Below are 15,587 nucleotides of genomic sequence, written 5' to 3' on the forward strand. Positions count from 1 at the left end.
GGGCTATTTGACCTAAAAATGCCAATGAAAGCAATTACTCTAAGTGATTAACTAAGATAAAAATGAAATAAAGCAAATTATATTGATTTAACTGAATCGATTTATTTAATAAATCAACTTTGTAATTAAAAGTCTGCTTATAAGGTCTATTGATAACAACCTTGTAAATTAGTCACATTCTAATTCACGGTTATTCATTTTTACCCATAAGCGGTTCACTATATCAATTGGAGAATATTGTGATTTTTAAACACTTTATCTTAATACTAATCATCAGTTTTTTATCAGCATGCAGTAGTGGCGATCCTGATCTTGAAGAACAACAACCGAGCGATATCATAGAAGTTACTGATGGCTCCGATAATACAACTGATGAGGACACCCCTGAGGTTCAATTAAGAGAATGTTCATCTGATCATGAAATGGTGGGGCAAACAGGAGAGCTAAGCACCTTAGCCCATAGTGTTAGTGGCACCGCCACTATTTTGAATGACTGTACCATTGAAATTACCAATTTTAATTATGACGGTGGAGGCATCATCGTTGAAGTGTATGCCGGTATAAATGAAAATTATCACCCACCTATAGGGTTCGCGATCAGCGACAATATATTTGGTACTCGTTATGAAAACCAAACTTTCACCGTCCAATTGCCTGAAAATAAAACTTTGGATGATTTAAATGGTATTAGTATTTGGTGTTCGGATGTGGGAGTGAGTTTTGGGGACAGTTTATTTAATTAAATAATCTTTAAATCTATTTGGGATAAATAAAAAAAGCTTCAACATTGAAGCTTTTTTATTACGTTTGTTAAAACAATTAAGTTACTTTTTAGGGATTGGAAATCCACGATCTCGCATTAATGCTTCAACTTTTGCGTCACGCCCTCTGAAAGCACGGTATGCTTCTGCTGGGTCAACGGCGTTACGCACAGAGAATAAATGATCAACTAACTTCTTGGCCATTCCTTTGTCATAATAACCGCCTGGCGCTTGCTCAAATGCTTCTGCAGCATCTGAGGTCAAAACTTCTGCCCACATGTAACCGTAATAACCCGCAGAATAACCTTCACCAGAAAACACATGTCCAAAATGCGGTGTACGGTGACGCATCACCATTTCTTTCGGCATATTCATTTCAGCTAAAGTTTCAAGCTCAAATTTGTCGATATCAATACCTGTTGGATCCATTGTATGCAGTTTTAAGTCAATAATTGCAGACGCTAAATACTCCGTGGTTTTAAAGCCTTCATTAAACGTGGCTGCCTTTTTAATTTTAGCCACTAAATCTGCTGGGATTGGTTTACCTGTTTTATTATGCACTAAGTAGTTATCAATCACAGGATCAGTGGTTAACCAGCGCTCTAATAATTGAGACTGGAATTCAGTGTAATCACGAACGCCACCGTTTTGTGAAGGATACTCTACGTTTGAAGCTAAAAAGTGTAACGCATGGCCAAATTCATGGAATAAGGTTTCTGCATCTGACCAAGAGATTAACGTTGGTTTACCGGCTTCACCTTTAATGAAATTTGAATTATTTGACGCTAACACATTCGTTTTACCATCATAGCTGGTATGGCTACGATACGTTGTTGCCCATGCACCTGAACGTTTACCTTTTCTAGCGTATGGGTCTAAATACCAAACGCCAACGTGTTCATTATTTGATAGCTTTGTCACTTCCCAAACGGTGACGTCAGGGTCAAATACAGGCACACTATTGTCGGTAATAGCAGTAAATTTAAAGTCAAACAATTCGCCAGCAACATAAAACATCGCGTCTCGTAAATTGTCTAGTTGTAGGTATTGCTTTACTTCGTCCGAGTCTAAATCGTATTTTGCTTTTCGTACTTTTTCGGCATAAAAACGATAATCCCAAGGAGCAATTTTGATATCAGCGCCTTCTTCATTTGCAACTGCTTGCATGTCTGCAACTTCTTGTTCCACACGTGCAATCGCTGCCGGCCAAACTGCATTCATTAATTTAAATGCATTATCAGGGTTTTTCGCCATGCGGTTTTCTAAACGCCACTGTCCATAGTTGTCATATCCCAACAATTGAACACGTTCATGACGAAGTTTTAAAATCTCAGCAATGATTTTATTATTATCAAATTCATCACCATTATCACCGCGGCTGTAATACGTATTCCAAACTTGTTCACGTAAAGCTCGTTCTGTTGAATAAGTTAAAAATGGGTCCATTGAAGAGCGCGTATTAGTAATAGCGTATTGCCCAGATTTCCCCATAGAACTCGCTGCTGAAGCTGCCGCAGATATAACTGACTCCGGTAATCCACCTAGCTGTTCTTTGGTTAAATACGTTACATAATTTTCTTCGTCAGCTAATACATTGTTACCAAATTGGGTGTGTAATTCTGACAGTTCTAGATTAATTTCTGCGTAACGTTTTTGATCTTGTTCGTTAAGCAAGGCGCCACTACGAACAAATCCTTGGTATTGCTCGGTCACCATACGTTGCTGATCTTTACGCAAGGTATTCATTTCATCACTTAAAAAAACATCTTTAATACGATTAAAAAGTGCTTTATTTTGATTTATTTTAGAATAGAAAGTTGATAATACAGGTGCTAGTTCACCAGCAACAGCTCTGGTTTCTGCTGTTGATTTATTTGAACGCCAAATACCATAATATGTGTAAATACGGTTTAAATCTGCTCCTGAACGCTCTAATGCCACAATAGTATTTTCAAATGTTGCGGGTTCAGAGTTACTCACAATAGCGTCAACTTCAGCTAACTTTTTAGCCATGGCGATTTCAAATGCCGGTTTAAGATCGGCAAGCTTTACGGTATCAAACGCTGGAACGCCTGAATACGGTCCAGTCCACTTTGCTAAAACTGTATTATTTATTTGTTGTTCAATTTTTTTAGGATTTGACGTTTCAGAGGAGTTTGAAGACTGCCCACAACCTGTAAGTCCGGCCATTAAAGCAATAGCGACAGCAATTGTTATTTTATTTTTCATGATATTCCTATTGTTATAATTATTATCATATCTAATCAGACTGTTATATTTGGAACAAGATGCAGTAAGGTAAACGTCACGTTTATCACGATGACAGCCAATGTTATAAATGCATTTTGTTTTAAACAAAAAAAACGCGATGAAAATGCTCATCGCGTTTTTGTTTATCCCGTTTTTATCTAAAGATAATTAAACTTTGTACTTAGGTATTATTTTTTTGCCGCTTTAGCAAAGTCACCAGCTGTAAAAATATTTAACTCTTTAGTAGCAATATATTTGTTAAATGCAGCATTAACCTGATCTAATGTTAATGCATTCATTTTTTCCACATATTCTGTGTACCAAGTTAAATCACGCTTAAGCTGTTTATTATCAGCTAATAAGTTAGCGATGGTGCCATCATTTGACCATGACACTCGTAAGCTTTTCAACTCACCTTCAATCGCATTATCAACTTCAGTTTGCGTAAACCCTTCAGTGGCGGCTTTTGCAACTTCTTCTTTGTACGCAGCAACCACTTTTTTCATATTTTCTGGTGCTGCTATAGCACGCATATAATATAAGCCGTTTGGCTCATTAAAATCTAATTGCAGGCCTGAACCTGTACCATAGCTGTAACCTTCTTTAACACGAATACGTTGCATTAAACGTGAAGCAAAACCACTACCACCAAATATTGAATTTGCGACGGTCGCAGCATGATAATCAGGGTGTTGTTTATTTAACTCAACTCTATGACCAATAAATAACATAGAGTTGGCTTTATCTGGCGTTTCAATCCAGCTATCAATACCTGAAATATCTTTTAAGTTGCCTTTCATCTCAACGTATTTAGCAGTGCCTTTAAGATCCGAGAATAACTTTTCGAATTTTTCTGAAAAGGCTTTCGCATCTACATCACCTACAACACCAATATGACCATTTTTAACTGACATATGTGCTTTATGTACTTTTTGTAAACGAGCACGTGTGACTTTATTAAGAGCATCAATTTGTTGATCTAGAGTTTTGAACGCTAACGGGTGACCTTTTGGGTGACCATTAATAGATTCACGAAGCGTAGCGGCAGCGATAGCTGAAGGCTCATTTCTATTTGACTCTAGACTGGTTACCGTTGCATTTCGGTCTATGTTAATTTCAGATTCTTCAAATAAAGGAGTGGCTAGCATTTCGTGAACAAAATCTAAGGTGTCATCTAAATGCGCTTTAACCGCTTTAATACTTACATTGATAGTGCCAATCGAATTAGTACTAATATTCACGGATGCTTTAAGTTCATCTAATTTAGAAGCGATATCTTCTTTAGAGTATTTAGCATTACCGCTGTATAAAAGGCCGCCCATTAATTTAAAGTCTTGCTCATAACCTTTAAGTGAATCAATGTTACCAGTCGGTAATGTCATTTCGATTCGAACTTCACCACCACGTAGTTTTTTAGGATAAACACTTAACGTAGTTCCCACAGTCCAATTAAACTCTTGTAAACGAGCTGTGATGTTTTCAACATTATTGTCGTATACTTCACCCGCTTCGATAGCTTCACGGCCTTTATAAGTCGCTAAAATTTCGTTGATGTCTTTAGCTGGTGTGATTTCTGCTCTTACAGGGTCTTTAGTTGGAATAAAGCGGCCTAAAGTACGATTACTTTCAATTAGATATTTCTCTGCAACACGTTGCACATCTTCTACCGTTACTTTTTCAACTAAATCGCGGAAGAAGAATATATAACGGTAATCCCCCATTGCAATAAACTCTGATAATTCCATACCAACCGAAGTTACATTTCGTAACCCGTCTTCCGTTTCTTTTAAAATAGATACTTTCGCTTGTTCAACTTCTGTGGCTGAAATTTTCTTTGTTTTAATATCTTCGGCTAATGTTAATAACGCCGCTTCCATTTCATTTATATCTTTGCCTTTAAAACCTTGAGCAATAATAGTAAGAGCTGATGGATCTTTTCTTAAATAAGAATAAGCGCCAGTACCTGATGCAACACCAGGCTCTACTAACATTTTTTGCATACGTCCACGGGCGTTATCAGATAACAACTGAACTAATACTTGAATAGCTGGCGTATCTTCATGAAGTGCTGAAGGCACATGATATTGCGCAGCAACAATAGGCACTTCGCCTGTACGACGTAAATTCACTATACGCTCACCGTCTTGTACAGGTTCTACCGTATACAGTTTTTCTATTTCAGTTGCTGGTTTAGCCAACATTCCAAATGTTTGTTCGATTAAAGCCAGTGTTTTATTTTTATCAAAACGACCTGCGATAGTTAATACCGCATTATCTGGGCGGTAGTGTTTATCGTAGAATTTACGAAGTTTGGCAAACGGAAAGTTTTCAACATCTGAGCGAGCTCCAATGGTGGAGTTTGCGTAGTTATGCCATAAATATGCTGTTGAGCCCATACGCGCACTTAACATTCTAAATGGACTATTTTCACCACGTTCCATTTCGTTACGTACAACTGTCATTTCACTTTCTAATTCAGTTTTTGAGAAGGTTGCGTTAACCATACGGTCCGCTTCCATTCCTAAAGCCCAAGCTAAGTTCTCTTCATTAGACTCGAAAAGCTCGAAGTAGTTAGTTCTATCTAACCAAGTTGTAGCATTTACTCTCATGCCACGCTTATTAAACTCTTTATCAATTTCTTTATAACTTGTAGAGCCTTTAAACAACATATGCTCTAACAAATGAGCCATACCGGTCTCACCATAATTTTCGTGGATAGAACCAACACGATAGGTAATATTCACTAATGTTTTTGGCTGTGCAGGATCTGGGTATAACAACACTTTCATACCATTGGTAAGGGTATATTCATCAATCCCTTCTACATTACGAACGTATTCAATTTTAGCTGCTTGCGTTGCCATTTTGGGATTGGCTTTTACGGCTATATCTGATTCTGATGAGTTACTTGAACAAGCTGATAAAGTAAAGACTACAGCTGAAGATAATAAAGTTTTAGCTAAACTAAACCTTGGCTTTGTGAGATGAGTGATAATCGTCATTCAATAAGTTCCTATTTTAAAGTTCCCTGTTTATAAAGGATCTAAATCAATATTTCCAAAAATAGTTATATTTATTTTGTAACTATTTTTTACAACTTCACATAAGTGTAACGATTTTATAACACTAAACCCCATCAATTTTAAAACGTATAGACGTCTAGACGCAAAAAGTTCTAGGTGTTTGTATCCTTTTTGTATTAAAATTGCTGTATTCGACATTTAAAAACCTCAAATTCAGTTTCAAATTGGATTTTACAAAGTGAGATTATTAATGGCTAAACATTTATTTACCTCTGAATCTGTGTCTGAAGGGCATCCTGATAAAATTGCAGATCAAATTTCTGATGCTGTACTTGACGCTATATTAGAACAAGACCCTAAAGCACGTGTTGCTTGTGAAACTTATGTTAAAACTGGCATGGTTATGGTTGGTGGTGAAATCACAACTAGCGCTTGGGTTGATATTGAAGAGTTAACTCGTAAAACCGTAAGTGAAATTGGATATGTCCATTCGGACATGGGGTTTGATGCAAACTCATGTGCAATTTTAAATACAATAGGTAAACAATCACCAGATATTAATCAAGGTGTTGACCGTAAAGAACTACACGAACAAGGCGCTGGAGACCAAGGTCTTATGTTTGGTTACGCATGTAACGAAACTGACGTTTTAATGCCTGCTCCAATTGAATATTCGCATCGATTAGTGAAACGCCAAGCTGAAGTACGTAAAGACGGTACATTGCCTTGGTTACGTCCAGATGCAAAATCTCAAGTTACCTTTGCATATGAAAATGGCAAACCAGTCGGCATCGACGCTGTAGTTTTATCAACTCAGCACTGTGACAGTATTGCTCAAAATGATTTAGTTGAAGCGGTAATGGAAACCATTATTAAACCAACTTTGCCAGCCCACTTATTAAATAAAGAGACTAAGTTCTTTATCAATCCTACCGGTCGTTTTGTCATTGGCGGACCTATGGGTGATTGTGGTTTAACTGGTCGTAAAATCATTGTTGATACATACGGAGGTATGGCAAGACATGGTGGTGGTGCTTTCTCTGGTAAAGATCCATCAAAAGTTGATCGTTCAGCAGCTTACGCGGCACGTTATGTTGCAAAAAATATTGTTGCGGCAGGCTTAGCTGATAAAGCTGAGTTACAAGTATCTTATGCTATCGGCGTTGCAGAACCTACGTCTATTAGTATTGAAACATTTGGTACAAGCAAGTTAAGCGAAGATAAATTAATTGAATTAGTTCGTAGACACTTTGATTTAAGACCATATGGCTTAATTCAAATGTTAGATTTAGAACGTCCAATTTATCGAGCTACTGCAGCTTATGGTCACTTTGGCCGTCCTGAGTTCCCGTGGGAAGCGACGGATAAAGTTGAAGCTTTAAGAGCGGATGCTGGTTTATAACCTAATCTACAATTAATAAAAACCCTGCACGTCAGGGTTTTTTATTGTCTGAAAAATACAACTATCGCCCTATAATCAATTTAAATATTTTGTTTGATTGCATTCACTTCATTAGTCTCTAGTATTAAGTTAAGACTAGGGCTAAACGAACTTTTTATGGATCTAAAAAATCACTTACATTCAGCTTTAATCATTGAGCAACAACCATTAGCCCAAAGTCATTTAAAGTATTCATTAACTAATATTGGATTTGATAACGTTGATATCGTTGACCGGTCATATTTAGCGTTAAGAGCATTAAAAACTAACCGTTATGATTTAATTATTTGTGCTTCCGATCTTAGTAAAGGCGCCGATGGATATCAGTTGTACGAACAAATTGTAGCGGAAGGTTTATTATTACCTTCGATGACGTTTATTTATTTAAGTTCTGAAAATGACCTAGCATCAAGTCAAAGTGTCATCGAGTTAAATCCAGATGATGTAATTTTAAAACCTTTTACAACGCAAAATATTGAAAAAAGGCTAATACGTTCTTTAAGTAAAAAAATAGCGATAAAAGACGTACTACTTAAACTAGATCAGTATGACTACAAAGCGGCTAATTTAAAGTTAAATAACCATATAAGTAACAATAAAAATCCCCTTAAGATCCCATACCTAATGAAAATGAAAGGTGACATCATTTTATCATTACAACATTGGGATTCAGGCGAACGTTTTTTTAGTAAAGTCATTAGTATTCATCCACATCCTTGGGCTTTATTAGGGTTAACTGAGTGTCAGATCCACCTTGAAAAAACAGAGGAAGCCCTTACATCAATTGAGCAACTATTTAATCAACCTCAAACTAAATTAGCGGCATTGGATCATTTAAGTGTTATTAACCAAAAACTACATGATTTTGATAAGGCATTAGTTGTATTAAAACAAGCCACGGAAATATCTCCTAGAAATATCAATCGTTTAAAAGAGCTGGTCAGTGTAGCCCGATTAACACATGACTATGAATGTCAACATGAAGCCAGTAATCACATTATCCGCAATAGTAAATTTTCGATTCACGATTCGCCGCAAATATATTTATCTGCAGTACGCTCCGCCATTGATCTAGGGTTAACGTCGTTTGAAGAGGAAGACGTTTTACGTTTGATTCATTCTAGCCAAAGTATATTAGGTAGTATTAAAGGTAGCTTCAAAAGTGATGCAATTACTAGTCAAATTGACGTTGTGCAAGCTAGATTATTTAATTTAAAAAATGAAAAGGCGAAAGCTAAGGAGTTGTTATCTGACAGTATTAAGCGCGTTGAACATCAGAAAATATACATTGATGAAACCAACCAAGATGACGTATTAGACTTGGCAAAAGCATTCCATGAGTTAGGTTTACACAAGTTATCGCACATTCTTTTTAATGAACTCGCGGAGTACTGCCAATCGCCAGAGGCTTCATCCTTATTTAGCCAATACATCGCTGTCGAAAAATCACTTCGCAATGACATTAAGGAATCACCAAAAGAGCTAAATAATAAAGCGGTAAGTTTCTTTGAGGCAGGTCATTTGGATGACGCACTTAAAGCCTTTGATAGTGCATTTAAAGTCATGCCCAAAAGCTCAACTATTGCATTAAATTTAATGCAAACTTTGATTGAGTCTAATTTAAATATTGAACATCATGAGTTAAAAACAATTATCATTCGCTGTAAAAAAACGATACTGCAGTCCGAGTTAACTGAAGCGCAGACACTTAGATTTGAAAAGTTAAATGAGATGTTGGAGCAACAATATTTATAATTATAATCAACTACTTGTGCTTATCTACAACAACCAGTTGTGAAAGAAACGTTTCAGTTTATTAGATTTTAACCAATACCAAAATAAATAAACTCCCAGTATGAGTAACACCATTTGTACCCAATGCACCTGAGTAATATGGTATGAAATCGTATAAAACTGTATGACTAAATCGGTAAAAAGTGCAATTAATAACATTTTACTTTGCAGTGACCAAATCGATTTATACCAAGCTTTTTCCCTTTGTTTTTTTAATGAAAATACGAAAAAAGTAATCAATGCTGGCGCCCCCGTTAAAATGGTTAACGCAAACAAAGATACATTTGAATATATAAGTCCAATTAACAAACTACGGTCATCTGAATAGGTCAACGATATGATCCATATGATAAAACCGCGTAACAGATATAAGATCCCTAAATAAAAACCAAGTGGTATCTTAAGTCGTCCTTCAAAGTCAAAATCTTGCCACTGCACTTAAATTATTCCATAACAAAAACCTAGCACCTCAATTCATTTAACATTGAGGTTAACCAGGCCAATAACAAATAAGGTTATTTTTTCAAATGATGGGCAGTTTATGAGGGCTAATTTAATAATTTCAACGCCAAACCTTTAGATAGATTGGCTTGTGCTTGAACAGCAACATTCGCTTGTCCCATTATAGAGGCTTGAATATTATCAGCTGTCGCTTTAGCGTAATCAGTATCTTCAATGCGGCTTTTTGCCGACTCGGATTGCACATATGAATTACTTAAATTGTTTATTGTTGATTCTATTCTATTTTGAAACGCACCAATTTTCCCTCGTTGACCACTAATATTTTCGTTAACAGTTTGGCTAATCGAAATGGCATCTTGTGCACCTGTTATGGTGGTCACATCGATACTATTCACCGCGTCAATTTGTTCATTAATTGAGGAGAGACTTAAACCAATCGTTGTATTGGCATTGGCACCGACTTGAAATTGATTATTATTTGATTGAGTAAAAATAGTTTGCCCCGCAAAACTCGTTTGTGACTGAATATCACTCACCTGCCCTTGTAGCTGCACTATTTCTTGTTGGATACTGTCTCTATCTGCTGCGCTCATTGATGCGTTAGCAGCTCTTAATGACAGTTCGTTAATGCGACCTGCAGCATCATTAATACCTGACAATGCACTTTCTGCAACTGAGCTATAACTAAATGCATCACTTGCATTACGCATCACTACTTGAATACCTGACGATTGATTTGCAAGACGGTTGGCTATTTGTAAGCCCGCGGCATCATCTTTTGCTGAATTGATTTTTAGGCCTGAAACCAAGCGTTTCATTGCACTTTCTTGTTGCTCTTTAAGACTTGTCGAAGACGTATTTGAAGATGATAACGATATATTATTACTGCCTACTTTCATGTTCTACCCCCATAGAAAATGTTACATCCTGAGTCTAGTTCAATAAAATAGCGAATACAATTAGCCTAGAGGCCTTTATTAATTAAGTCAGAGCTAGCCTAATAAAGTTAATGCTAACTCTTGTGACTGGTTAGCTTGACTCATTAATGAAATCGAAGCTTGTTGCATTATTTGATAGCGAGCTAATTCAGCTGATTTTGTGGCGTAATCTGTATCTAGAATACGTGAACGCGCAGATATTTGATTTTCCATCACGTTATTTAAATTATTAACAGTGCTCTCTAAGCGATTCTGTGTCGCACCTAAAATAGCTCGGTGTTTATCTACAATTTTTAACGCATCATCAATTGCAAAGATGGCAAATTGTGACCGATTTACAATATCGACATTATCTAAGCCTAAAGTTGTTGTACTAAAGGCACCGAAGTTCACTTGCATGGTTTGATTTGCATCAGCACCTATTTGGAAGGTATGTAATGGACCACCAGCGCTGGTAACATCTAATTCATAATCCTGTAACGCTATATCGCCTCTGTTAGTGTCAACCCAATTAGAATTAACAGCAAAGTCAGTTTGGTCACTATCATTATCATTAAGTATAATTGTTTCAGTAAATCCACGTGTACCGCTTCGGTCACCACTACCATAACCCGTCATTACATTTTCACGAGTGAAACCATTGTTAGCGTCTTCCCCACCCAATGCACCATTGTCTTTATTGGTAGAGTCCATTTCTTCTGCCATAAACTCTTCCATACGACTTGCATATGTACCAGTATCATTAGCTGCACCGGTTAATTCAGCTCTAAAATCAGCTTCATTTGACCAGTTTCCATTTGATGCCGTGTTTAATGCATTATCAAAGGTTGCTCCACTGGCGAGTTCTTGCATTACCGTTTTTAGCCCTCTATCCCCTAAGGTATGCTCCATGTAGCGCATAGCCACAAAACCACCACCATAAGCACCTAAATTATTGGTTACTGTGGTTCCTGTTCCTTGAGCATTAAACGCCGCTAATACTGCTGCGCCTGAGTTTCCGGCAATTTGATCATCCCCGCCACGTAATACTTCTGCCGCACCTTCTTTAAACCAAGCAGGTAAGTTATTAAACTCATCCATCGTTGAAACCATTGTGGCATGAACCATTTCGTGAAGAACGATTTCATCTAATTTGGTGCCACCATAATTATCCAAACCATTATGGATGCTATCTATATCTTTGAATTCGGCTAAATCTATAGTCAAAGTGACTCGCTTAACGCCACCGACAGTTGCATTAGTAACCCATGCTAGTGTGCCATCATCGGCATCACGTTCTAAATCGAGTTTCAACTCGCCTTGTCCAGTAATACCAAAATATTGCTCAATAATTTTTTCAGATTCACCTAGCCAGGTGCTTTGCAAACCACGAACCATTTCTCGTTCGAACTGATCAGGAATTGATGAACGATTGCTTTCGTATAAACGTTGCCCACCAAATGTTGTGGCTTCATTGATACGATCTATTTCTTCACTTAATTGCAGGTATTCTTCATTTAGCGATTTTTTATCAACTACGGTATTGGTCGCATTAGCGGCTTGAAGTGCAATATCCCGCATTCGTTGCAAATTATTAGTCACTTGTTGCATCGCACCTTCGGCGACTTGCATCATCGATATACTGTCGTTTGCATTTCTTGACGCGACTTTCATTCCATTAATTTGGGAAGTTAACCGAGTGGATATCTGTAAACCTGCTGCATCGTCAGCAGCGGAGTTGATACGTGAACCTGATGAGAGCTGATTATACGTATTAGTTAACGCACGGTTGTTTTTACGGAACAACCCCGTTATCTGTAACGAACTCACATTGGTATTAATTATCACTATATAGGATCACATAAAATAATATCTCATATGACGTTAGCGGCAATTTTTTGCCGCCCTTGAGGATTTTTTTTAATTATTTTTTGATTATTTTATAAGCTATTGAAAAATATGATTATATTATTCAATTAACCTAATAAGCGGATCGCCTGATCTTGCATAGAGTTTGCCTGGCCTAACAAGGCTGTTGTAGCTTGTTGAGTAACTTGTAGTCTGGCAAGTTCTGCCGCCTCTTTAGAGTAATCGGCATTAACTAACCGCCCTCTTGCCGCGTTACTATTTTCGTGATTAGTAGATAAGTTATTTATCGTCGATGAAAAACGATTTTGTAACCCACCTAAGTTAGAACGTATTTTATCTACCGCACTTAATGCACTATCGATAGCGGATATAGCATCCTGTGCGCCTTGAATCGTCGTTAAATCAATATTTTCAATTGACTCTTCTACAGACTGGTGAGTAAGCGTATTACTTGCAATTGCGCTGTTTACGGTACCAAAGTCAATATTCGATTTAACTTTGAAGTTAGAAACCGACTCTAATTCAACATGTCCTCTGATGACAGCTGCTGAACCATCATTACTCATGTTAACCGATTGACTAAAAGCACCATTTAAATCTATCGTGGTTAAAGCGACTTGATTATCAACACCTTCAGAGCTTTCAAAATAGTTAGATATCTCGATATTATCGCCAAAGTTATTGGTCAAAATTAATTGGTTTGAAACTGAATCAAATTCTGCACCAACACCAGTTAACGCGGCTTCTTCATTAATCTTATTTCGTAACGCAACCATATCTTCATTCATACTTCCGGAAGCGGTAATCGATACAGTACGAGTTTGAGAGCCATTACCTATATCGAAACTTACCAATTCATCTGCTTCAAAAGCGGTTCTGTTGGTCGTAACACCATCATGAAAATGCAGAGCTACTTCCGTTTTAGCATTGGCTGATACATTGGTTTTATCAAATTCTGCATTAATTTTTGTTGCTATTGCTTTGGCAGAATCATCCGAATTCAGTGCTACAGACTGTGAGCTTTTGCCTTGCAGTGTTAACACTTCCGTTTGAGGACCTGCGGCATTATTTCCAAAACCTTCAGATGTTAATTTTGCTTTAGCACCAACTAAACTTGAATCTAAATATATATTGTCTGTCGCCTGACCATTTAACGCAAATTCATTGTGCGTTAAGTCAGAGGTGTGTAATGAAGTTAACGATAATGTAATCACTTCATTTGCATCCGAGCCGACTTGAAATTGTTGAGAGCCAAAACTGCCATTGAGCAACAACTGACCACCAAACGTAGTCGTATCGGCAATTCTATCAAGTTCTTGTTTTAACTGAATGACTTCTTCTTGAAGGGCTTCTCTATCTCGACCTGTATTACTCGCATTAGCTGACTGAATCGCCAACTCACGCATTCTTTGCAACATGTTTGTGGTTTCTTGTGCTGCCCCTTCTGCGGTTTGAACAACTGATATTCCGTCGTTCGCATTTCTTATAGCGACACTCATCCCAGTATTATGTTTGCCAAGCCTATTCGATATCTGTAGGTTTGCTGAATCATCTGAGGATGAATTAATACGTTTACCAGTGGTTAAATTTGTTAACCTATCGCTAAGATGCAATTGGTTTTCACGCATTTCATTACTGATATTTCGAGATGTTGTATTTGTTGCTATTTGCATGGCTCGCACTCAATAAATTTAGTTTGAAATTTATACTATGAGAATGATTAGCAATTTTTACGCCACTATATAACTAGTATTTACTGTCAATATATGAATGCGTTTTATACATTTAATTAATGTTTTTAGTTATCGAGTCCGATACAGTTAATACTATAGAGGCGTAGTCGATTCCTTGTTTGGTATACAAATTGCCTAGATAACGAGTCATTACGATTACATTTATAAATGTATTACATAGTTAATTAATATTAGTTAGGAGGTGTTATGCAACAATCCAAGGTCGTTCAGTTACCTCTATCGCCTCTTAAGTCCAAAGTGTTAGTGACTCAACCTTATGTGCCTTCTCTAGATAAATACATGCATTATGTAGAAAAAGCATTTGATGCAAAATGGCTAACCAACGACGGACCTTTGTTAAAAGAGTTAACCGACAGGTTAAAAGACTATCTAGGAGTGAAATACCTTTTATTAGTTAGCAATGGAACCGCGGCATTACAGTTAGCGTATAAAATAAAAGATTTATCTAATAAAACGGTGATCAGTACTCCGTTCACCTTCCCCGCGACCACAACAGCATTAGAGTGGCAGAACGCTAACATACAATTAAGTGACATTAATAAAAACAGCTGGAACTTGGATCCTAAGGTCGTAGAAAAACATCTAACAACAACTAAAGTTGACGCTATTGTACCTGTCAATATTTTTGGTATGCCATGTGACATGGAGGCATTTGATAAAATAGGTTCAAAACATAACATCCCTATTATTTATGACTCAGCACAATCGATGCTGTCAAAATTTAAAGGGAAAAGTGTTTTACAATACGGTGATATACATTGCATGAGTTTTCATGCCACTAAACTGTTCCATACCGTAGAAGGTGGTGCTATCACCTTTAATTCAAAAGATGATTATGAACGAGCTAAACGGTTGATAAATTTTGGTATCGGCGAGAATGGCGTAGTAGAAGAAGCTGGTATTAATGCCAAGATGAGTGAATTACATGCTGCTATGGGCTTATGTATTTTAGACGATTTACCAATGTTAATTGAAAACAGAGAAAAGTCATTAACACGATATCACTCGCAATTAGCTAGCGCTGTAACTCTCCAGTGTTCGAATTATGACTCTTATACGCCACCTATGTATATGCCAATTAGGTTTGAAACCGAAAAGGCTCTACTTAATGCTCAAGTAAACCTAGAACAAAATGGTTATTTAAGTCGTCGTTATTTTTATCCTAAAAACCACAAATTTATTCAGCAGTCTATCACTACTGTTTTACCAGTAAGCGATGTAATATCTAATAAAATATTGTGTTTACCCTTAATGCATAACTTAAATAAAAATCACATTATTAATATTTCTAACACTATAAAACGTTCAATATAAAG

Annotated in this window: 10 protein-coding genes; 4 read left to right on the top strand and 6 right to left on the bottom strand. The window is 36.9% G+C overall.

Annotated features, from left to right (window positions below; translation table 11 throughout):
• Nucleotides 1-239: 239 nt before the first annotated feature.
• A complete protein-coding gene (locus KO505_RS17555) occupies nt 240-743 on the top strand; it encodes a DM13 domain-containing protein (protein ID WP_216054473.1) in 504 nt (167 codons plus the stop codon).
• 81 nt (nt 744-824) lie between these two features.
• Here the strand turns inward: KO505_RS17555 and KO505_RS05625 are convergent, their stop codons facing one another.
• Nucleotides 825-2,990 carry a M3 family metallopeptidase gene (locus tag KO505_RS05625; RefSeq protein ID WP_216054474.1) on the bottom strand — a complete coding sequence of 722 codons (2,166 nt, stop codon included), beginning with the start codon at nt 2,988-2,990 and terminating at the stop codon, nt 825-827.
• A gap of 209 nt (nt 2,991-3,199) precedes the next feature.
• Complete coding sequence (locus KO505_RS05630; protein ID WP_216054475.1) at nt 3,200-6,013, bottom strand: pitrilysin family protein; 2,814 nt, start codon at nt 6,011-6,013, stop codon at nt 3,200-3,202.
• A 271-nt stretch (nt 6,014-6,284) separates the two neighbouring features.
• Between KO505_RS05630 and metK the strand changes: the two genes are divergently transcribed.
• Nucleotides 6,285-7,436 carry a methionine adenosyltransferase gene (gene metK, locus KO505_RS05635; RefSeq protein WP_216054476.1) on the top strand — a complete coding sequence of 384 codons (1,152 nt, stop codon included), beginning with the start codon at nt 6,285-6,287 and terminating at the stop codon, nt 7,434-7,436.
• A gap of 156 nt (nt 7,437-7,592) precedes the next feature.
• On the top strand, nt 7,593-9,230 hold the full coding sequence (locus tag KO505_RS05640) for a response regulator (protein WP_216054477.1): 1,638 nt from the start codon (nt 7,593-7,595) through the stop codon (nt 9,228-9,230).
• Between the two features lie 24 nt (nt 9,231-9,254).
• Here KO505_RS05640 and KO505_RS05645 read toward each other — a convergent pair whose 3' ends face one another.
• From KO505_RS05645 to KO505_RS17515, 4 genes are all read right to left on the bottom strand, one after another.
• A complete protein-coding gene (locus KO505_RS05645; RefSeq protein WP_216054478.1) occupies nt 9,255-9,707 on the bottom strand; it encodes a DUF2919 family protein in 453 nt (150 codons plus the stop codon).
• 110 nt (nt 9,708-9,817) lie between these two features.
• Nucleotides 9,818-10,630, bottom strand: coding sequence for a flagellin (locus KO505_RS05650; protein ID WP_216054479.1), 813 nt, complete (start codon nt 10,628-10,630; stop codon nt 9,818-9,820).
• 93 nt (nt 10,631-10,723) lie between these two features.
• Nucleotides 10,724-12,496, bottom strand: a complete 1,773-nt coding sequence (locus KO505_RS05655) for a flagellinolysin (RefSeq protein ID WP_371819956.1) — start codon at nt 12,494-12,496, stop codon at nt 10,724-10,726.
• Nucleotides 12,497-12,624: 128 nt separating this feature from the next.
• Complete coding sequence (locus KO505_RS17515) at nt 12,625-14,190, bottom strand: flagellin (protein ID WP_216054480.1); 1,566 nt, start codon at nt 14,188-14,190, stop codon at nt 12,625-12,627.
• A 267-nt stretch (nt 14,191-14,457) separates the two neighbouring features.
• Between KO505_RS17515 and KO505_RS05665 the strand changes: the two genes are divergently transcribed.
• Entirely contained in the window at nt 14,458-15,585 is a 1,128-nt protein-coding gene (locus KO505_RS05665; RefSeq protein ID WP_216054481.1) for a DegT/DnrJ/EryC1/StrS family aminotransferase, read from the top strand.
• The last annotated feature ends 2 nt before the right edge of the window (nt 15,586-15,587 follow it).

Source organism: Psychrosphaera sp. F3M07, assembly GCF_018860345.1.
GTDB classification, from domain to species: Bacteria; Pseudomonadota; Gammaproteobacteria; order Enterobacterales; family Alteromonadaceae; genus Psychrosphaera; species Psychrosphaera aquimarina.